Annotated in this window: 24 protein-coding genes; 22 read left to right on the plus strand and 2 right to left on the minus strand. The window is 67.8% G+C overall.

Features of this window, described 5'->3' with window-relative positions:
* Position 1: 1 nt before the first annotated feature.
* The 18 genes from rplP (at position 2) to DDV73_RS16910 (ending at position 10533) form a co-directional block, all read left to right on the plus strand.
* On the plus strand, positions 2 to 421 hold the full coding sequence (gene rplP, locus DDV73_RS16825) for a 50S ribosomal protein L16 (protein ID WP_109508423.1): 420 nt from the start codon (positions 2 to 4) through the stop codon (positions 419 to 421).
* The gene (gene rpmC, locus DDV73_RS16830) at positions 421 to 690 is read left to right on the plus strand and encodes a 50S ribosomal protein L29 (RefSeq protein WP_109508424.1); all 270 of its coding nucleotides are present in this window, start codon (positions 421 to 423) and stop codon (positions 688 to 690) included. The genes rplP and rpmC overlap by 1 nt, the downstream gene beginning before the upstream one ends.
* The gene (gene rpsQ, locus DDV73_RS16835) at positions 687 to 959 is read left to right on the plus strand and encodes a 30S ribosomal protein S17 (protein WP_109508425.1); all 273 of its coding nucleotides are present in this window, start codon (positions 687 to 689) and stop codon (positions 957 to 959) included. Before rpmC ends, rpsQ begins: the two co-directional genes overlap by 4 nt.
* Positions 960 to 1029: 70 nt before the next feature.
* Positions 1030 to 1398 (plus strand): 50S ribosomal protein L14, encoded by a 369-nt coding sequence (gene rplN / locus DDV73_RS16840; RefSeq protein WP_109508426.1) that lies wholly within the window; start codon positions 1030 to 1032, stop codon positions 1396 to 1398.
* A gap of 26 nt (positions 1399 to 1424) precedes the next feature.
* Complete coding sequence (rplX, locus tag DDV73_RS16845) at positions 1425 to 1775, plus strand: 50S ribosomal protein L24 (RefSeq protein ID WP_154402789.1); 351 nt, start codon at positions 1425 to 1427, stop codon at positions 1773 to 1775.
* Complete coding sequence (gene rplE / locus DDV73_RS16850; protein WP_109508428.1) at positions 1775 to 2365, plus strand: 50S ribosomal protein L5; 591 nt, start codon at positions 1775 to 1777, stop codon at positions 2363 to 2365. Before rplX ends, rplE begins: the two co-directional genes overlap by 1 nt.
* Positions 2366 to 2381: 16 nt before the next feature.
* Positions 2382 to 2567 (plus strand): type Z 30S ribosomal protein S14, encoded by a 186-nt coding sequence (locus tag DDV73_RS16855; protein ID WP_011757321.1) that lies wholly within the window; start codon positions 2382 to 2384, stop codon positions 2565 to 2567.
* Positions 2568 to 2647: 80 nt separating this feature from the next.
* On the plus strand, positions 2648 to 3067 hold the full coding sequence (gene rpsH / locus DDV73_RS16860) for a 30S ribosomal protein S8 (RefSeq protein WP_109508429.1): 420 nt from the start codon (positions 2648 to 2650) through the stop codon (positions 3065 to 3067).
* 40 nt (positions 3068 to 3107) lie between these two features.
* Complete coding sequence (gene rplF, locus DDV73_RS16865; RefSeq protein WP_109508430.1) at positions 3108 to 3650, plus strand: 50S ribosomal protein L6; 543 nt, start codon at positions 3108 to 3110, stop codon at positions 3648 to 3650.
* A gap of 3 nt (positions 3651 to 3653) precedes the next feature.
* Positions 3654 to 4037 (plus strand): 50S ribosomal protein L18, encoded by a 384-nt coding sequence (gene rplR, locus DDV73_RS16870; protein ID WP_109508431.1) that lies wholly within the window; start codon positions 3654 to 3656, stop codon positions 4035 to 4037.
* A gap of 35 nt (positions 4038 to 4072) precedes the next feature.
* Entirely contained in the window at positions 4073 to 4684 is a 612-nt protein-coding gene (rpsE, locus tag DDV73_RS16875) for a 30S ribosomal protein S5 (protein WP_109508432.1), read from the plus strand.
* Positions 4684 to 4863: a 50S ribosomal protein L30 gene (rpmD, locus tag DDV73_RS16880; RefSeq protein WP_420818482.1), complete on the plus strand. Its 180-nt coding sequence runs from the start codon at positions 4684 to 4686 to the stop codon at positions 4861 to 4863. The genes rpsE and rpmD overlap by 1 nt, the downstream gene beginning before the upstream one ends.
* 1 nt (position 4864) lies before the next feature.
* The gene (gene rplO, locus DDV73_RS16885; protein ID WP_109508433.1) at positions 4865 to 5305 is read left to right on the plus strand and encodes a 50S ribosomal protein L15; all 441 of its coding nucleotides are present in this window, start codon (positions 4865 to 4867) and stop codon (positions 5303 to 5305) included.
* Positions 5306 to 5621: 316 nt separating this feature from the next.
* Positions 5622 to 6917 carry a preprotein translocase subunit SecY gene (secY, locus tag DDV73_RS16890; protein WP_109508434.1) on the plus strand — a complete coding sequence of 432 codons (1296 nt, stop codon included), beginning with the start codon at positions 5622 to 5624 and terminating at the stop codon, positions 6915 to 6917.
* Between the two features lie 163 nt (positions 6918 to 7080).
* Positions 7081 to 7656 carry an adenylate kinase gene (locus tag DDV73_RS16895; RefSeq protein ID WP_109508435.1) on the plus strand — a complete coding sequence of 192 codons (576 nt, stop codon included), beginning with the start codon at positions 7081 to 7083 and terminating at the stop codon, positions 7654 to 7656.
* Positions 7657 to 7816: 160 nt separating this feature from the next.
* Positions 7817 to 8659 carry a type I methionyl aminopeptidase gene (gene map, locus DDV73_RS16900; protein WP_109508436.1) on the plus strand — a complete coding sequence of 281 codons (843 nt, stop codon included), beginning with the start codon at positions 7817 to 7819 and terminating at the stop codon, positions 8657 to 8659.
* 142 nt (positions 8660 to 8801) lie between these two features.
* Positions 8802 to 9380 carry a TerD family protein gene (locus DDV73_RS16905; protein WP_276310130.1) on the plus strand — a complete coding sequence of 193 codons (579 nt, stop codon included), beginning with the start codon at positions 8802 to 8804 and terminating at the stop codon, positions 9378 to 9380.
* Between the two features lie 31 nt (positions 9381 to 9411).
* Positions 9412 to 10533, plus strand: coding sequence for a DUF475 domain-containing protein (locus DDV73_RS16910; RefSeq protein WP_109508438.1), 1122 nt, complete (start codon positions 9412 to 9414; stop codon positions 10531 to 10533).
* A 51-nt stretch (positions 10534 to 10584) separates the two neighbouring features.
* On the opposite strand, the gene DDV73_RS16915 is transcribed toward DDV73_RS16910, so the two are convergent.
* On the minus strand, positions 10585 to 11391 hold the full coding sequence (locus tag DDV73_RS16915; RefSeq protein ID WP_109508439.1) for an SMP-30/gluconolactonase/LRE family protein: 807 nt from the start codon (positions 11389 to 11391) through the stop codon (positions 10585 to 10587).
* 64 nt (positions 11392 to 11455) lie between these two features.
* On the opposite strand from DDV73_RS16915, the gene DDV73_RS16920 reads away from it, so the two are divergent.
* Complete coding sequence (locus tag DDV73_RS16920) at positions 11456 to 12694, plus strand: hypothetical protein (RefSeq protein ID WP_154402790.1); 1239 nt, start codon at positions 11456 to 11458, stop codon at positions 12692 to 12694.
* On the opposite strand, the gene DDV73_RS16925 is transcribed toward DDV73_RS16920, so the two are convergent.
* Positions 12691 to 13266, minus strand: coding sequence for a TerD family protein (locus tag DDV73_RS16925; protein ID WP_109508441.1), 576 nt, complete (start codon positions 13264 to 13266; stop codon positions 12691 to 12693). The two genes, DDV73_RS16920 and DDV73_RS16925, sit on opposite strands and share 4 nt — an antisense overlap.
* Before the next feature lie 130 nt (positions 13267 to 13396).
* Here DDV73_RS16925 and DDV73_RS16930 point away from each other — a divergent pair, with 130 nt between their 5' ends.
* The 3 genes from DDV73_RS16930 to DDV73_RS16940 are packed head-to-tail and all read left to right on the plus strand — an operon-like array spanning position 13397 to position 17873.
* Positions 13397 to 14557, plus strand: coding sequence for an HpcH/HpaI aldolase/citrate lyase family protein (locus DDV73_RS16930; protein WP_109508442.1), 1161 nt, complete (start codon positions 13397 to 13399; stop codon positions 14555 to 14557).
* Positions 14557 to 17061, plus strand: coding sequence for a phosphoribosyltransferase (locus DDV73_RS16935; protein WP_206050926.1), 2505 nt, complete (start codon positions 14557 to 14559; stop codon positions 17059 to 17061). Before DDV73_RS16930 ends, DDV73_RS16935 begins: the two co-directional genes overlap by 1 nt.
* A gap of 11 nt (positions 17062 to 17072) precedes the next feature.
* Complete coding sequence (locus DDV73_RS16940) at positions 17073 to 17873, plus strand: HAD family hydrolase (protein WP_109508443.1); 801 nt, start codon at positions 17073 to 17075, stop codon at positions 17871 to 17873.
* Positions 17874 to 17889: the final 16 nt, after the last annotated feature.

Here is a 17889-nt window from a genome sequence, read left to right on the forward strand (position 1 = left end):
CATGTTGATGCCCCGTCGTACCAAGTTCCGCAAGCAGCACCACCCGGCTCGCCGCGGCGCGCCCAAGGCCGGCACCAAGCTCGCCTTCGGCGACTTCGGCATCCAGGCGCTTGAGGGCAGCTACGTCACCAACCGGCAGATCGAGTCCGCGCGTATCGCGATGACCCGGCACATCAAGCGTGGCGGCAAGGTGTGGATCAACATCTACCCCGACCGTCCGCTGACCAAGAAGCCTGCTGAGACCCGCATGGGTTCCGGTAAGGGTTCCCCCGAGTGGTGGGTTGCCAACGTGAAGCCCGGCCGCGTGATGTTCGAACTTTCTGGAGTGGACGAGGAAGTCGCTCGTGAGGCCATGCGCCGCGCGATGCACAAGCTTCCGCTGAAGTGCCGCTTCATCTCCCGCGAGGCAGGTGAATTCTGATGGCCGGCACCGGAGTGCCCGCACACGAGCTCGACGAGATGACCCCCGTCGACCTGGAGGCCAAGCTGCGCGAGGCCAAGGAGGAGCTGTTCAACCTCCGTTTCCAGGCCGCCACCGGGCAGCTCGAGAGCCACGGCCGTCTGCGCACGGTCAAGAAGGACATCGCCCGGATCTACACCGTGGTGCGCGAGCGCGAGCTCGGCATTCGGGACACCCCGGGCGCCACGATCGACCAGGCCAAGACGGCTGAGAAGGATGGAGCGGCATGAGCGAGACGGCTCCCGTTGAGCGCAACGCACGCAAGGTCCGCGAGGGCCTCGTGGTCAGCGACAAGATGGACAAGACCGTGGTCGTGTCCGTCGAGGACCGCGTCAAGCACGCGAAGTACCACAAGGTCATGCGTCGTAACACGCGCCTGAAGGCCCACGACGAGCAGAACGAGGCCGGCGTCGGCGACCTGGTGCGGATCATGGAGACCCGCCCCCTGTCCGCCACCAAGCGCTGGCGCATCGTCGAGATCCTCGAGAAGGCCAAGTAAACCCACGAGTTCGGCCAGGCTCGCGCCCCGATGAGAGCGCGAGAACCGGCACGACAACCAGGAGAAACTGATGATTCAGCAGGAGTCGCGGCTCAAGGTCGCCGACAACACCGGTGCGAAGGAGATCCTTTGCATCCGTGTTCTCGGCGGCTCGGGTCGGCGGTACGCCGGGATCGGCGACGTCATCGTGGCCACCGTGAAGGACGCGATCCCCGGTGGCAACGTCAAGAAGGGTGACGTGGTCAAGGCCGTGATCGTGCGCACCGTCAAGGAGCGTCGCCGGCCGGATGGTTCCTACATCCGCTTCGACGAGAATGCCGCCGTGATCCTCAAGGCGGATGGCGAGCCGCGAGGCACCCGCATCTTCGGCCCCGTGGGTCGCGAGCTGCGCGAGAAGAAGTTCATGAAGATCGTCTCGCTTGCCCCGGAGGTGCTGTGATGGCACGGAGTAGAAATTCCAGCGCAATGAACATCAAGAAGGGCGACACCGTCAAGGTGATCGCGGGCAAGGACAAGGGCGCCGAGGGCAAGGTCATCTCGGTCCTGCGTGACGAGGACCGCGTGATCGTCGAGGGCGTCAACCGAGTCAAGAAGCACACCAAGGTCGTCAACCAGGGCGGTCGCGCCGGCAACACCGGTGGCATCGTCACCGCTGAGGCGCCCATCCACGTGTCCAACGTGATGCTGGTCGAGGGCGACGGCGTGACCCGGATCGGCTTCAAGCGCGAAGAGGTCACCAAGCGCCGGCCCGACGGTTCGACGTACACCTCGACGCGCAGCGTCCGCGTTTCCCGCAAGACTGGCAAGGAAATCTGATGCCCGAGAACACTGGGACCGAGACTCCAGAGACCCAGGAGCGGATTCAGCCGCGGCTGAAGCTGCGCTACCGCGAGGAGATCATCCCCGCGCTGCAGAGCGAGTTCAAGCACGCCAACATCATGCAGGTGCCCGGCCTGACCAAGATCGTGGTCAACATGGGCGTCGGCGAGGCGGCTCGCGACTCGAAGCTGATCGAGGGTGCGGTCAAGGACCTCGCCGCGATCACCGGCCAGAAGCCGCAGGTCACCAAGGCCCGCAAGTCGATCGCGCAGTTCAAGCTGCGCGAGGGCATGCCGATCGGTGCGCACGTGACGCTCCGCGGCGACCGGATGTGGGAGTTCCTCGACCGGCTGCTGTCGCTGGCGCTGCCCCGCATCCGCGACTTCCGCGGCCTCAGCCCGAAGCAGTTCGACGGGCGCGGCAACTACACCTTCGGTCTGACCGAGCAGGTGATGTTCCACGAGATCGACCAGGACAAGATCGACCGGTCGCGTGGCATGGACATCACCGTCGTGACGACTGCGACCAACGACGACGAGGGCCGGGCGCTGCTGAAGCAGCTCGGGTTCCCGTTCGCCGAGCGCTGAGGGGAGGAGAACTGATATGGCGAAGACTGCACTGAAGGTCAAGGCGGCCCGCAAGCCGAAGTTCGCTGTCCGCGGCTACACCCGCTGCCAGCGCTGTGGCCGTCCGAAGGCCGTCTACCGCAAGTTCGGCCTGTGCCGCATCTGCCTCCGGGAGATGGCACACCGCGGCGAGCTGCCCGGCGTCACCAAGTCCTCCTGGTAATCACCTCCGAAACAAAGATCGCTGCAGGTCGCATCTGAGATGCAGGTGCGAAACCACGGTGGAGAAAGGGCCATCCGGCCATGACGATGACTGACCCGATCGCAGACATGCTGACTCGTCTGCGCAACGCCAACCAGGCGTACCACGACGCTGTTGAGATGCCGTACAGCAAGCTCAAGCAGGGCGTCGCGGAGCTCCTCCAGCAGGAGGGCTACATCACGTCGTACGACGTGAAGGACAACGTGTCCGACGACGGCAAGGCGGCCGTGGGCAAGACGCTCACGATCACGCTGAAGTACGGCCGCAACCGGGAGCGCTCGATCGCCGGCATCCGCCGGATCAGCAAGCCCGGCCTGCGCGTGTACGCCAAGCACACGGGCCTGCCGCGCGTCCTCGGTGGACTCGGCGTAGCGATCATTTCGACGAACCAGGGTCTGCTGACCGACCGCCAGGCCAACCGCAAGGGTGTAGGTGGGGAAGTCCTCGCCTACGTCTGGTAGCTGGACGAACCGCGAGACCAAGGAAAGTAGAGGAAGAAGCATGTCGCGCATTGGCAAGCTCCCCATCGCGGTCCCGTCCGGAGTTGACGTCGCGATCGACCAGAGCCTGGTGACCGTCAAGGGCCCGAAGGGCACCCTGTCGCACACCGTCGCCGCCCCGATCACCGTCGAGCGCGGTGAGGACGGCGTACTCGAGGTCAAGCGCCCCGACGACGACCGGCTCAGCCGGGCGCTCCACGGACTGACCCGCACCCTGATCGCCAACATGGTCATCGGCGTCACCGACGGCTACGAGAAGAAGCTCGAGATCGTCGGCGTCGGCTACCGGGTCCTGCCCAAGGGCCCGACCACGCTGGAGTTCCAGCTCGGGTACTCGCACCCGATCACGTTCAACGCGCCCGAGGGCATCACCTTCACCACCGAAGGCGCGACCAAGCTCGGCGTCCAGGGCATCGACAAGCAGCTGGTCGGTGAGGTGGCCGCGAACATTCGCAAGCTGCGCAAGCCCGAGCCGTACAAGGGCAAGGGCGTTCGCTACGCGGGTGAGCACATCCGCCGCAAGGTCGGAAAGGCTGGCAAGTAACTCATGGCCATCTCACTCAAGAACAACAAGCACACCGCCTCGCGGACGCGCTCGCGTCTGCGTCGTCAGGTCCGCGGCCGGAAGAAGATCTCCGGCACCGCCGAGCGCCCGCGCATGGTGGTCACTCGCTCCGCGAAGCACATCTCGGTCCAGGTCGTCGACGACCTGGTCGGCAAGACGCTGGTCTCGGCCTCCACCATGGAGGGGGACCTGCGCGGCTTCGAGGGCGACAAGACCGCCAAGGCGAAGAAGGTCGGCGAGATCGTCGCCGAGCGTGCCAAGGCAGCCGGTGTCGAGGGCGTGGTCTTCGACCGTGCCGGCAACAAGTACCACGGCCGGATCGCGGCCCTTGCTGATGGCGCCCGCGAGGGCGGCCTGACGTTCTGATCACGACAACCACGTAAGAGAAAAGGAACAGTCTCATGAGCGGAGCCCAGCGCGGACAGCGCGCCGGCGGCGACCGTCGGGGCAATCGCGACGACCGTCGCGGTGGCCAGGCGGCCGACAAGACCGCCTACATCGAGCGGGTCGTCGCGATCAACCGTGTCGCCAAGGTCGTTCAAGGTGGTCGGCGCTTCAGCTTCACCGCCCTGGTCGTCGTCGGTGACGGCGACGGACTCGTCGGTGTCGGCTACGGCAAGGCCCGGGAGGTCCCGGCGGCCATTGCCAAGGGTGTCGAGGAAGCCAAGAAGAACTTCTTCAAGGTGCCGCGCAGCCAGGGCACCATCCCGCACCCGGTCCAGGGTGAGAAGGCGGCGGGCGTCGTGATGCTTCGTCCGGCCGCTCCTGGTACCGGTGTGATCGCGGGTGGCCCGGTGCGTGCGGTGCTGGAGTGCGCCGGCATCCACGACGTACTCAGCAAGTCGCTGGGTTCGTCGAACCAGATCAACATCGTGCACGCGACCGTCACGGCGCTGAAGATGCTCGAGGAGCCGGAGGCCGTTGCGGCACGCCGGGGTCTGACCGTCGAGCAGGTGGCCCCGGCCGCCCTGCTGAAGGCGCGGGCCGAGGCCGAGACAGGAGTGACTTCCTGATGCGCCTCAAGGTCGAGCAGAAGAAGAGCACGATCGGCTGCAAGCAGAACCAGCGCGAGACCCTGCGCACGCTCGGTCTCAAGCGGATCGGCGACGTGGTCGTCAAGGAGGACCGTCCGGAGATCCGGGGGATGGTCCAGACCGTCCGTCACCTGGTGACGGTCGAGGAGGTCGACTGACATGACGCTCAAGCTGCACCACCTGCGTCCTGCCCCCGGTGCCAAGACCGCCAAGACCCGCGTGGGTCGCGGTGAGGCCTCGAAGGGTAAGACCGCTGGTCGAGGCACCAAGGGCACCAAGGCCCGCTACCAGGTTCCGGTCGCCTTCGAGGGTGGCCAGATGCCGATCCACATGCGGCTGCCCAAGCTGAAGGGCTTCAAGAACCCCTTCAAGGTGGAGTTCCAGGTCGTGAACCTCGACCGGATCAACGAGCTCTTCCCCGAGGGTGGCCCCGTGACCGTGGACGACCTGGTCGCCAAGGGCGCGGTCCGCAAGGGCCAGCCGGTCAAGGTGCTCGGTCAGGGCGAGATCTCGGTGGCGGTCCAGGTGAGCGCGAACGCGTTCTCCGCTTCCGCCAAGGAGAAGATCGAGGCCGCCGGCGGCTCCACCGCCACGGCCTGAGCTTTCGGCCGTGTCTCCCCATCCCTCGCCCGCTGCGCGGCGTTTCGGACTCGATCTGGCTGCGGCGGCGCCGCTCGACGGGCCATCCGGCCCGCCTTCGCGCCGCCGCCTTGCCAGATCGGCCCGAAACACCGCTCGCGACGGCGATGGACGGGGAGACACGGCCGACCCGTGAGCAACGAAGTTGGCGCGGTCGGCACTCGCCGGCCGCGCCCTTCGTTGGTCGGAAATGGGCGCTCTGCTGCTCCCTGTTAGGCTTCCCCGGTCCTCGCCATGACGTGGCGAGTACCTGCCCCTGCTTGAGAAAGAGGACCACGTGCTAAGCGCGTTCGCCAACGCCTTCCGGACACCGGACCTGCGGCGCAAGCTGCTGTTCGTCCTCGCGATCATTGTGATCTTCCGGCTCGGCTCCCAGGTTCCTGCTCCCGGTGTCGACGCACGCAACGTGCAGAACTGCGTGGACAACGTCGGGAACGAGGGCGTCTACGGCCTGATCAACCTCTTCTCCGGCGGCGCACTGCTCCAGCTGACGATCTTCGCGCTGGGCATCATGCCGTACATCACCGCCAGCATCATCCTGCAGCTGCTCGTCGTGGTCATCCCGCGGCTCGAAGCGCTGAAGAAGGAGGGCCAGGCGGGCCAGACCAAGATCACCCAGTACACCCGCTACCTGACGCTGGCGCTCGCCGTACTCCAGGCGACCGGCATCGTGGCGCTGGCGCGCTCCAAGCAGCTGATCCAGGGCTGCCAGGAGGACCTGCTGCACTCCGACTCGACGAACACCTTCCTGGTCATGGTGGTCACCATGACCGCCGGCACCGCGGTGATCATGTACATGGGCGAGCAGATCACCGAGCGTGGCGTCGGCAACGGTATGTCGATCCTGATCTTCTGCCAGGTCGTCGCGACCTTCCCGGCCGCCATGTGGAGCGTCCAGAAGACCCAGGGCTGGTGGATCTTCGGCCTGGTGATGGCGATCGGTCTGGTGATCGTGGCCGCGGTCATCTTCATCGAGCAGGCGCAGCGCCGGATCCCGGTCCAGTACGCCCGGCGGATGGTCGGACGCAAGATGTTCGGCGGCAGCTCGACGTACATCCCGCTCAAGGTGAACCAGGCCGGCATCATCCCGGTCATCTTCGCTTCGTCGCTGCTCTACCTGCCGGCGATGGCGGTCCAGTTCAACCAGGGCAGCACCTCGCCCTGGATCCGCTGGATCAACAACTACCTGGTCAACGGCGACCACCCGATCTACATGGCCCTGTACTTCGGCCTGATCGTGTTCTTCACGTACTTCTACGTCTCGATCACCTTCAACCCGCAAGAGGTGGCCGACAACATGAAGAAGTACGGCGGCTTCATTCCCGGGATCCGGGCCGGCCGTCCGACCGAGGACTACCTTGCGTACGTCCTGTCGCGGATCACGTTCCCAGGTGCCATGTACCTGGGCCTGATCGCGCTCATTCCGCTTATCGCACTGGTGCTCATCAACGCCAACCAGAACTTCCCGTTCGGCGGCACCTCGATCCTGATCATGGTCGGCGTCGCGCTCGACACCGTGAAGCAGATCGAGAGCCAGTTGCAGCAGCGCAACTACGAAGGGTTCCTTCGATAGTGCCGCCCATGGAAAGCCCTCTAGCGCTTCGCGCACCCCAGGCACGCACATCGCCGTGTTGCCGTCCCTCGACAGACAACCCAGTCTGGCATCGCTCCGGCGCCTCGCGCTGCACGCACCTGGAGCACGCCAACCGCCAGACGACTTCCCACGGGAGGCACTAATGCGACTACTCATCATGGGACCGCCGGGCGCCGGCAAGGGCACGCAAGCCAAGATCATCGCCGACCGCTACGGCATCCCGGCGATCTCGACCGGGGACATTTTCCGGGCCAACGTCGATGCGGGTACGCCGCTGGGCCTCGAGGCGAAGAAGTACATGGACCACGGGGAGTACGTGCCGGACGAGGTCACCAACCTGATGGTGCGCAACCGGATCGACGAGCCGGACGCCGACCCCGGCTTCCTCCTCGACGGCTACCCGCGCACGCTCGCGCAGGTCGAGGAGCTCGACGGGATGATCGAGTACACCGGGCACAAGCTCGACGCCGTACTCGTGCTCACCGTCGACGACGACGAGCTGGTCAACCGGCTGCTGCAGCGGGCCGAGGTCGAGGCTCGCGCCGACGACACCGAGGACGTCATCCGGCGCCGGCAAGAGGTCTACAACGAGCAGACCGCGCCGCTGATCGAGGTCTACCGCGACCACGGCGTCCTGGTCGAGGTCAACGGCATGGGCGAGGTCGACGAGGTGACCGAGCGGCTGCTTGAAGCTCTCGGTTCCGTCGACGAGAGCTAGTGGGCATCTCCGGAAGTTCGTCGGGGTCTGAGCGGCCAGGGCACGCAAATCGCTGCGTTGTCGTCGGTCGACGGGCCACCGGCCCGCCTCCCTCCGACGCCTTGCGCTGCACGCACCCTGACCACTCAGACCCACGAAGAACTTCCGGAGGTACCCACTAGTGGGCTTCCGCGACCGCGGGATCGAGATCAAGACCCCGGAGCAGATCGCCACGATGCGGCGCGCCGGCCTGCTGGTCGGCCAGACGCTCGAGCTGCTGCGCAAGGAAGTGCGTGTCGGGATCTCCACCAAGGAGCTCGACGCGATCGCCGAGGACAACATCCGCTCGGCCGGCGCCGTACCGTCGTTCAAGGGGTACGGCGAGCCGCCGTTCCCCGGCACCATCTGCGCGTCGGTGAACGACGAGGTGGTCCATGGTGTACCCGGCTCCCGGGTGCTTGCCGACGGTGACATCATCTCGATCGACTGCGGCGCGATCACTCTCGACGATTCTGGGCAAGGCTGGCACGGCGACGCCGCGATCACGGTGGCGGTCGGCGAGGTGCCGGCCGAAGTCGCCGAGCTGATGCGGGTCACCGAGGAGTCGCTGTGGCGCGGTCTCGCCGCCGCCCGGCTCGGCGGCAAGGTCGCCGACATCTCGCAGGCGGTGGAGAGCTATGTCCGCGGCGAGGGTCCCTACGGCATCGTCGAGCACTTCACCGGCCACGGAATCGGCAGCGAGATGCACCAGCCGCCCGACGTACCCAACCTCGGCGGCAACCGGCTGCTCAGCCCCAAGCTGGTCCAGGGGATGGCGCTGGCGGTCGAGCCGATGATCACGCTCGGCTCCAAGGACACCGTCGTGTACGACGACGACTGGACCGTCGCGACCAGCGACGGCAGCTGGGCCGCGCACTTCGAGCACTCGTTCACGCTGACCCAGCGGGGTGCCTGGGTGCTGACCGCGCTCGACGGCGGCGAGGAGCGGCTCACCGCGCTCGGCGTACCCTTCGGCGGATCCTGACCCGGGCTGCTGTCCCCAGGAGCGGTAGTCGCTATGTGGCACGCCTGGGCGGTCACGATAGGTTCTGGTCACGAGCCCTCTGGGCAGAAGGCTGCTGACCACACCGACGCATCGAGGAGAAGGGGGACATCGGACCATGGGCGTGACACTTCAGAAGGGCGGCAACGTCTCGCTGGCGAAGCTGTCGGACGGCGGCGTGCTCACGCGGCTGGCCGTCGGGCTCGGCTGGGATGTGCGCGGCTCGACCGGTGCCGACTTCGACCTCGACGCGTCCGCGCTGCTGGTCGGAACCGCCGGGAAGGTGCTCTCCGATGCCCACTTCGTGTTCTACAACAACCTCGACTCGCCGGACGGCGCCGTACACCACACCGGTGACAACCTCACCGGTGAGGGTGAGGGGGACGACGAGGTGATCGAGGTGAACCTCTCGACTCTGTCTGCCGACATCGACCGGATCGTGTTCCCGGTGTCGATCCACGACGCCGACGCACGCCGGCAGAACTTCGGCCAGGTGATGAACGCCTTCATCCGGGTCGTCGATGCCACGAACGGGCAGGAGCTTGCCCGCTACGACCTCACCGAGGACGCCTCGATGGAGACCGCGATGGTCTTCGGCGAGCTCTATCGGCGGGAGGGTGACTGGAAGTTCCGGGCGATTGGCCAGGGCTACGCCAGCGGCCTGCTCGGTATCGTCCGTGACTTCGGCGTCAACGCCAGCTGACCTACAACCACTCAAGAACCAGGACTGACTCGTGATTCTCAGAACCTTCGGCTGGTCGTTCGCGATCACCATTCTCGGGCTGATCGGAGCCTTCTTCTACGGGTTCTCCTCCAAGGACTCGACCGGCGCCGCTCTGCACGCCGTGGCAATCGCCACCATCCTGATCGTGCTGGAGGTGTCACTCTCCTTCGACAACGCCGTGGTCAACGCCAAGGTGCTCGGGAAGATGTCGCCGTTCTGGCAGAAGATGTTCCTGACGGTCGGCATCCTGATCGCGGTCTTCGGCATGCGGCTGGTGTTCCCGTTCGTCGTCGTCTGGGCGACCGCCGGCCTCAACCCGTTCGACGCCTGGGACCTCGCGATGGAGGGCGGCGACACCCACGACGAGGGAAGCTACGCGTACCTCCTGCACGAGGCGCACCCGATGATCGCGGCGTTCGGCGGCATGTTCCTGATGATGATCTTCCTCGACTTCTTCTTCGACGAGGAGAAGGACAACCACTGGCTCGACCCGATCGAGCGCCGGATGGAGACCCTCGGCCGCCTCGAGGGCGCCGCGGTCATCCTGTCCCTCGGCCTGCTGACGCTGCTCGCCTGGTGGTTCGACGTGGACGACCTGGGCAGCGTGCTCGCCGCCGGAATCCTCGGCCTGCTCACCTATCTCGTCGTCAAGGGCCTCGGGGATCTCTTCGCGAAGTCGTCGGGCCTGGAGGACGACGATGAGGCCGAGGAGGGCGCTGCCAATGGCAGCACGGGTGCGCTGGTCCTGGCCACCGGCAAGGCCGCGTTCTTCATGTTCCTCTACCTCGAGGTCCTCGACGCGAGTTTCTCCTTCGACGGTGTCATCGGCGCCTTCGCGATCACCTCCGACCCGATCATCATCGCGATCGGCCTCGGTGTCGGCGCGATGTACGTCCGGTCGGTCACCGTCTACCTGGTCCGCAAGGGCACCCTCGCGGAGTACGTCTACCTCGAGCACGGCGCCCACTGGGCGATCGGTGCCCTGGCGGTGCTGCTGTTCGTGACGATGAAGTACGAGATCCCCGAACTCGTCACAGGCGGGATCGGTGTCGCGTTCATCCTCGCCTCGCTGTGGTGGAGCATCCGGGAGAATCGCTTGCACCCTGAGGAGAAGCACGAAATCCATATCTGAGTGAGTCGTGGGCCTGAGCGTGCGCCCTGGCGCACGCTCAGACCCACGACCTCATTTCGGCGGAAGCGGAGCGACGGCGAGGAGGCCGGTCGGCTCACCGGCGAAGGGGTTGCCGCCGAAGTCCTGGCCGACGACGTAGAGGTTGCCGTCACCAATCGCGCACGAGAATGCGCTGCGGGCGAAGTCGACGGTGCTGAGCACCTCGCCGCCCTCGGCGACCCGGCGACAGTGCTTGTTGCCGACGTCGGCGTACCAGACCGCGCCGTCGTCGTCGAGGCAGATGCCGTCCGGGTGGTCACCGGGGGTGGCTGCCCAGACCCGGCGATCGCCGAGGCTGCCGTCGGCGCCGATCGTGTACGCCGTCAGCTGCTCGGCGTACGACTCGGCGACGATCAGCGTGCCGCCGTCGGGGGTGACCGCCATCCCGTTCGGGAAGGCGAGGTCGTCGGCGACCTGGGTGACCTTGCCATCGGGCGTCACCAGGACCACGAAGCCGGGCGCGTACTCGCCTTCCGGGAACTCGAAGCCGATGCTGTTGACGTAGGCGTTGCCGCGCGGGTCGACCACGATCTCGTTCCACGGCATCGTCGAGACCGGCGCCAGGTCGGCGTACTCGGTGAGCGAGCCGTCGGCCTCGCGGCGCAGTACCTGGCGGCTGGCCGAGGAGGCCAACAGCAGTCGTCCGTCGGGAAGGAAGTCGAAGCACAGCGGGAACGACTCCACGCTCGCTTCGATGGTCGAGTCGCCCGGCCCGGCGACCGAGATCACCTGGCCGGCTGCCCAGTCTGCGAACCACGGCTTGCCGTCGTGCCAACGCACCGACTCGCCGAACCTGATGCCTTCATAGATCGTGTCCATGCCAGGTGGACTGCCCCCAGGACCGGAACTCATCGGAGTTCGCACCTTCCGTACGATGAACAGCATGAGCTTCGACCGCCCTGCCGGACGCCAACGCGGCAGGCGCGGCGCGCAGCCGTTGGAGCAGGCTCAGGAAGCTCGGGCCGCGATGCAGGAGCAGTTCTACCGCGTCGACCAGCTTCAGCGAGACATCGGCGGGACCGTCCGTCAGTACGCCGCGGTGCTGGCCGACCGTGCCCGCCGCACCGGCGTCGTACCCGGCTTCGAGGCCCTCGACCAGCGGGCCAACGAGCTGATTCACGCCTATATCGCGCTGCTGGACCGGTTCGACCCGCTGGAGGAGTCGGTGCTGCCGGCGCTGCAGCAGGCCACGCCGGCGTTCGGGGAGCTGAGCCCCAAGCTCGGCATGCTGGCCGACGACTTCGAACGCTTCCTGGACCAGTACGGCGCGGAGCTGGCGCGGCTGGGTGAGGCCAAGGAAAATGTCATGCGGCGGATCGCGGAGGCCTCCGGCGCCGTCGACCGGGCGGAGGCGGCCTGGCGGGCGATGCGGGAGAAGGGGTACGAGTTCGCCAACGCCGACGAGGCGCTCGCGAGGGCCCGGATCGCGGGTCGACGGCTGGCCGGGATCGCCGAGCAGCTGACACCGGACAAGGTCGACGAGCCCGCCCAGGTCGTCGAGAAGCTTGCCGCGGAGGCACTCGCGCTCGCGACCGACCTGCCGCAGCGAGTCGCCACCCTCGGCACCCGGATCCCGTCGCTGTCGACCCGGATCGACGCCCTCGGCCATCGGGCCGAATCGGTCCACGAGGCGATGGGCGCGCTGCGCCGGGAGTTCTCGATCGGCAACTGGCGCGACATCGCCGACCGCGAGGCCGACGTACACAAGCTGCTGGAGGGCGCCCAGCACCGTCTCCGCGAGCTGCGCCGGCTCAACGCCGGCGGCGACCATGCCGGCGCCCTGATCCAGCTCGCCGCGCTCGAGGACGACCTCGCCTCCGCGGGCGAGGTGATCGACGGCCCGCGCGAACGCCTCGACCTGCTGCGCGGGATCAAGGCGCAGCCGCAGAAGCTCTTCGAGCAGGTGCGTTTCCGGCTGCGGGACGCGCGCTACCTGGTCATGAAGGGCCAGTCCGTCGCGCCACAGCCGTGGGCCGGCCGGATCGACGGTGCCGCCGCCGAGCTGATCTCACTGGAGTCGATGCTGAAGGGCACCCACCCCGACTACTGGTCGCTCCACCAGCGCCTCACCGCGCTGGACGCGCGGGTCCGCGAGCTGATCGACGACTACCGCAGGGGCTAGAGCGCGACGCCGAAGTCGCGGGCGATGCCCTCGAGGCCGGAGGCGTAGCCCTGGCCGACAGCGCGGAACTTCCACTCGGCACCGTTGCGGTAGAGCTCGCCGAAGACCATCGCGGTCTCCATCGAGGCGTCCTCGGTGAGGTCGTAGCGGGCCATCTCCTCCTTCGAGGACTCGTTGACCACGCGGATGAAGGCGTTGCGGACCTGGCCGAAGTTCTGGCCGCGGGAGTCGGCCTCGTGGATCGTGGCGACGAAGGCCAGCTTGTCGACGTCGGCGGCCATGCCGGCCAGGTTGACGAAGACCTGCTCGTCGTCGCCGACGATCTCGCCGTCACGGACGTCGCCGCTGTGCCGGACCGCGCCGTCGGGAGTCTGCAGCTGGTTGTAGAAGATGAAGTGCTCGTTGGACAGGACCCGGCCGTCCGCGCCGCACACCATGACGCTGGCGTCGAGGTCGAAGGGCGCGCCGTCGGTCGAGCGGGCGTCCCACCCGAGCCCGACCCGCACGCTGTTCAGCGTGGGCTCCATCTTCGACAGGCTGATGTTTCCGCCCTTGGACAGCGAGATAGCCACGGTTTCCTCCAGTTTGATCCCGGGTAGTGAGGGTGGTCGATGCGTCCACCGATTGCCCCAGGCGACCAGTGGCCATCAACCATCAGGACCGTATCCTTTGGCGCAAGCCTGAGGACTTCAAGGGGGGCTCGTGAGGCACTTCGCATTCTTGGACGATGGGCTGGCCGATCGACTCTTCCATCGGCTGCCCGAGGAGTTCCACCGCAGCAGCGAGCGGGACCTGCTCGCCGTCGCGCTCGGCGCGACCCTCTACAGTCCGGCGACCCGTCCGACGATCGAGCAGGACCTGGCCACCGCCGCCCATCGCGGCGTCGTCTGCTCGGTGCTCTGCCTGGAGGACGCGATCGCCGACTCCGACGTCGAGTACGCCGAGAAGAACCTCGTGCACCAGCTCGCCGGCGTCTTCAGCTCCGGCTCGATGCGACCGCTGATCTTCGTCCGGGTGCGCGAGCCCGGTCAGATCGAGCGGCTCGTCGCCGGCCTCGGTCCGCTCGCGAGCGGCCTGGACGGGATCGTCGTACCCAAGTTCACCGCGAGCACCGGGCGCCCGTTCCTCGACGCCGTCGACGCCGCGTCCAAGCACCTCGAGCACCGGATGTGGGTGATGCCGGTGATCGAGTCGCCCGAGGTGATCCGGCTGGAGAGCCGCGTGGAGTCGCTGGTCGGCATCCGTGACACCCTCGCCGGCCACGACGCCGAGGTGCTGGCGGTTCGGATCGGCGCGACCGACCTGAGCTCGGTGCTCGGCCTGCGCCGGCACCCCGACATCACCGTGTACGACGTCGCCCCGATCGCCTCGGTGATCGGCGACATCGTCAACATGCTGGGCCGCCGCGACGGGAGCGGGTACGTCGTCACCGGGCCGGTCTGGGAGCACTTCGACAACCGCGAGCGGATCTTCAAGCCGCAGCTGCGCGAGACCCCGTTCACCGCGCACGCCGTCCGCGTGCTGCGGCGTTCGCTGATCTCGAAGGGCCTGGACGGGCTGATGAAGGAGGTCGCGCTGGACCAGGCCAACGGGCTGCTCGGCAAGACCGTCATCCATCCGAGCCACGTGCCCGCCGTACACGCTCTCAGCGTGGTCACCCACGAGGACTATGTCGACGCCCTCGACATCGTCCAGGCCTCGACCGGCGGCGGGGTGTCGGCCTCGCGCTACCGCAACAAGATGAACGAGGCCTCCCCGCACCTCAACTGGGCCAACGCCACCATGCTCCGCGCTCGTGCCTTCGGCGTCGCCGACGAGGACGTCACGTTCGTGGACTTCCTCGAAGCGAGCGTCAATCTCTGATGCCCCCTCCTCCGAAGACAGCCTGGAGCGGCGCGTGGGTGTCGGAGAACACCGGCATCGGCGCCACCGACCACGGCCTGCTGCCCGGGCTGGCGATGACCGACCTGTTCGGGATGGCGCTGCGGGTCAACCCCCGCCGCCCCCACCTGCTGGTCTCCACCGTCCTCGCCAAGCACGTCCCCACAGACCCGCGTGTGGTGCGCGGCAGCGGCCTGCTGCTCGGGCTCCGGGTCGCCGAGCTCTTGGGTGCGGTCGACAAGGTCGACCCTGAGGTCTTCGAGGAACTGGGCACGGTGCTGCGGTCCGGCACCGACCCGGCGTCGTTCGCCGCACGGGTGGACGCCGGGGTCGCCGCTGTCGAGGCCCAGCCCGGCCTCGTCTTCGGGTACGCCGAGACCGCCACCGCGCTCGGCCACCTTGTCGCCCGCGCACTCCGGATGCCGTCGATTCACTCGACCCGGCGCCAGGTTCCGGGCTTCGAGTCGACGCTCGGCTTCGAGGAGTCGCACTCTCACGCCACCACGCACCTGGTGCTGCCCGAGGACCCCGCGCTGCTCAGCGGCACCGGTCCCGTCGTACTGGTGGACGACGAGCTGACCACCGGCCGCACCGTCCTGAACACGATTCGTGAGTTCCAGGCCACCGCCCCCCGCGCGCGCTACGTCATCGCCACCCTGCTCGACGTACGCCGGCCGGAAGACCGGGCTGCGATGGCCGCCGTCGCCGACGAGCTCGGTGTCGCCATCGACGTCGTCGCGCTCGCCGCAGGTGAAGTAGTCGTACCGGACGACGTCGCCGATCGGGTCGCGCCGCTGGTTGAGGAGGTCGCGCAGCGACCGTCTCGAAACCAAGGCGCTCTCGGAGGTTTCGAGACGGTTGCAGAGCAACCTCCTCAACCACCGAGGGCGTGGCCGTGGGGGGTGCGGATCGGCGGGCGGCACGGGTTCTGGCCGGACGACGAGAGCCAACTGGACGCGGCTGCCGCCGACGTGGCCAAGGGGCTGGAGGTCGGGGAGCGGGTGCTGGTCCTCGGCACCGAGGAGCTGATGTACGCGCCGCTGGCGATCGCCCACGCGCTGCGCACCGACGATCGCGAGGTTCGGTTCTCGACGACCACCCGGTCGCCGGTACGGGTGCTGGACGTCGATAGTTATGCCATCCGGTCCGGCCTCACGTTCGGCAGCCACGACAACCAGGCCGACGCCGGCGAGCGGTTCGCCTACAACGTGGCGGACGGTGACTGGTCCGACATCGTCGTCGTGGTCGACTCGCCGTCGTACACCCAGCCGCTGTGGGCCGAGGGCGGGCTGCTGGACCAGCTGGGCGGGTACGCCGACCGGGTGCACACCGTCGTGCTGCCGGTCGCCGACGGTCTGCCGCCGGCGCTGCACGGCCCCGGCTTCGGCGCGTACGACGCGGCGGAGGTGACCTGGCTGCTCAAGGATCTCAGTCACGCCGAGCTCGAAGCCGACATCGCGGTCCGGGAGAAGGCGATCCAGGCAGGCGAGGCGCACTATGCGGAGTCGCTGCCGGTGGAGTACCAGCCCGACGAGTCCTACCAGCGGCTCTTCCACGAGCAGCTGGCGGCGGTGGCGTCGCGGGTGGCGACCGCGGTGGGCGCGGTGGCTGAGCTGTCCCGCCGTACCCGCAACAGAGACGACCTGGTGCTGGTCTCCCTCGCCCGGGCCGGCACCCCGATCGGCATCCTGATGCGCCGCTGGGCGCAGCACCAGCACGGCCTGGACTGGCCGCACTACACCATCAGCATCGTCCGGGACCGGGGCATCGACCTGATCGCGATGCGCTACCTCGCCCAGCGCTACGAGCCGGAGCGGGTGCTGTTCGTCGACGGCTGGACCGGCAAGGGCGCGATCACCCGCGAGTTCGCGGAGGCGGTCGCGCTCGCCAACGAGCAGCTCGGGCTGGGTGAGCGGGGGTTCCGGCCCGACCTCGCGGTGCTGGCCGACCCGGGGGAGTGCGTGGAGCTGTTCGGCACCCGCGACGACTTCCTGATCCCGTCGGCCTGCCTGAACTCCACCGTGTCCGGCCTGGTCTCGCGCACCGTCCTCAACGACACCTGGATCGGCCCGCACGACTTCCACGGCGCGAAGTTCTACGCCGAGCTGGCCGAGCGCGACGTGTCCAACCTCTACCTCGATGCGATCACCGCCCAGTACGCCGCGACCGGCGCCGCCGCCGTCGCTCGCGCCGAGGAGCTGCTGGCCACCGACCGGAGGCCCACCTGGGTCGGCTGGGAGGCGGCGGAGCGGATCCGCGCGGCGTACGGCATTCCGCACATCAACCTGGTCAAGCCGGGCGTCGGCGAGACCACGCGTGTGCTGCTGCGCCGGGTGCCGTGGATGGTGGTCGTCAACCCCGACCGTCGCGACGACCTGCGTCATGTCGAGCTTCTTGCAAACGATCGTGGCGTAGACGTGGTGCCGGTCGAGGGACTGCCCTACAGTTGCGTCGGCTTGATCCGCCCCACTGAGAACGACGGATAGGACGTGACCCCATGGGCCTGCTGATCGCGTCCGATCTGGATCGAACCCTGATCTACTCCGCCGCCGCCATGCAGCTGGGTGAGCCGGTGCGCGATCCCGTCTGCGTCGAGGTGTACGACGGCAAGGACATCAGCTTCATGAGCCCGGTCGCGGTCGAGAACCTGGTGGCGCTGGCCGGCCAGGTCGACTTCGTCCCATCCACCACTCGCACCGTCGAGCAGTACCGCCGGATCCGGATCCCCGGCCTCGCCCCACGGCACGCGATCACCACCAACGGCGCGAATATTCTGGTCGACGGCGAGCCGTGCGCCGACTGGGCCGACAGCGTCGATCGCGAGGTGGCCGACTGTGCGTCGTACGCCGATGCGCGCGACGTCCTGGGTGCGGTGATGGCGCAGCCGTGGGTGACCAAGGTGCGCAGCGCCGAGGACCGCTTCCTGTACGCCGTCGTCGAGCCCGGCGAGGTCAACAAGGGCTGGTTCTGCGAGCTCGAGGTGGCCGTCGCGGGCCTGGGCTGGGTGCTGTCGCTGCAGGGCCGGAAGATCTATGCGATCCCGAGCGGCCTGACCAAGGAGGCCGCGCTGGCCGAGGTCGTCCGTCGGGTGGGTGCCAGCACCGTTGTCGCGGCAGGTGACTCGCTGCTCGACCGCGGGCTGCTGGAGGCCGCCGACGTCGCGATCCGGCCCGCACACGGCGAGCTCGAGGACCAGGGCTGGACCACTCCCGGGCTGATCGTGACCGAGCAGTCCGGCGGCCGCGCCGGCGAGGAGATCGTCGAGCGGTTCCGCGACGCCGTACCCGCGCCCGCCTGAGGGTCTGCGAAAGCAA

The organism is Nocardioides speluncae, assembly GCF_003121585.1.
Lineage (GTDB): Bacteria > Actinomycetota > Actinomycetes > Propionibacteriales > Nocardioidaceae > Nocardioides > Nocardioides speluncae.

Bases quoted from the DNA above. Each gene is read 5' to 3' on its own strand.
- rpsH (WP_109508429.1), top strand. From the start codon at position 2,648: ATGACGATGACTGACCCGATCGCAGACATGCTGACTCGTCTGCGCAAC.
- rplX (WP_154402789.1), top strand. From the start codon at position 1,425: ATGAACATCAAGAAGGGCGACACCGTCAAGGTGATCGCGGGCAAGGAC.
- rplN (WP_109508426.1), top strand. From the start codon at position 1,030: ATGATTCAGCAGGAGTCGCGGCTCAAGGTCGCCGACAACACCGGTGCG.
- rplR (WP_109508431.1), top strand. From the start codon at position 3,654: ATGGCCATCTCACTCAAGAACAACAAGCACACCGCCTCGCGGACGCGC.
- DDV73_RS16940 (WP_109508443.1), top strand. From the start codon at position 17,073: ATGGGCCTGCTGATCGCGTCCGATCTGGATCGAACCCTGATCTACTCC.
- rpmC (WP_109508424.1), top strand. From the start codon at position 421: ATGGCCGGCACCGGAGTGCCCGCACACGAGCTCGACGAGATGACCCCC.
- rpmD (WP_420818482.1), top strand. From the start codon at position 4,684: ATGCGCCTCAAGGTCGAGCAGAAGAAGAGCACGATCGGCTGCAAGCAG.
- DDV73_RS16915 (WP_109508439.1), bottom strand. From the start codon at position 11,391: ATGGACACGATCTATGAAGGCATCAGGTTCGGCGAGTCGGTGCGTTGG.
- DDV73_RS16855 (WP_011757321.1), top strand. From the start codon at position 2,382: ATGGCGAAGACTGCACTGAAGGTCAAGGCGGCCCGCAAGCCGAAGTTC.
- rpsE (WP_109508432.1), top strand. From the start codon at position 4,073: ATGAGCGGAGCCCAGCGCGGACAGCGCGCCGGCGGCGACCGTCGGGGC.
- rplP (WP_109508423.1), top strand. From the start codon at position 2: ATGTTGATGCCCCGTCGTACCAAGTTCCGCAAGCAGCACCACCCGGCT.
- rpsQ (WP_109508425.1), top strand. From the start codon at position 687: ATGAGCGAGACGGCTCCCGTTGAGCGCAACGCACGCAAGGTCCGCGAG.
- DDV73_RS16920 (WP_154402790.1), top strand. From the start codon at position 11,456: ATGAGCTTCGACCGCCCTGCCGGACGCCAACGCGGCAGGCGCGGCGCG.
- rplO (WP_109508433.1), top strand. From the start codon at position 4,865: ATGACGCTCAAGCTGCACCACCTGCGTCCTGCCCCCGGTGCCAAGACC.
- rplE (WP_109508428.1), top strand. From the start codon at position 1,775: ATGCCCGAGAACACTGGGACCGAGACTCCAGAGACCCAGGAGCGGATT.
- DDV73_RS16935 (WP_206050926.1), top strand. From the start codon at position 14,557: ATGCCCCCTCCTCCGAAGACAGCCTGGAGCGGCGCGTGGGTGTCGGAG.
- DDV73_RS16895 (WP_109508435.1), top strand. From the start codon at position 7,081: ATGCGACTACTCATCATGGGACCGCCGGGCGCCGGCAAGGGCACGCAA.
- rplF (WP_109508430.1), top strand. From the start codon at position 3,108: ATGTCGCGCATTGGCAAGCTCCCCATCGCGGTCCCGTCCGGAGTTGAC.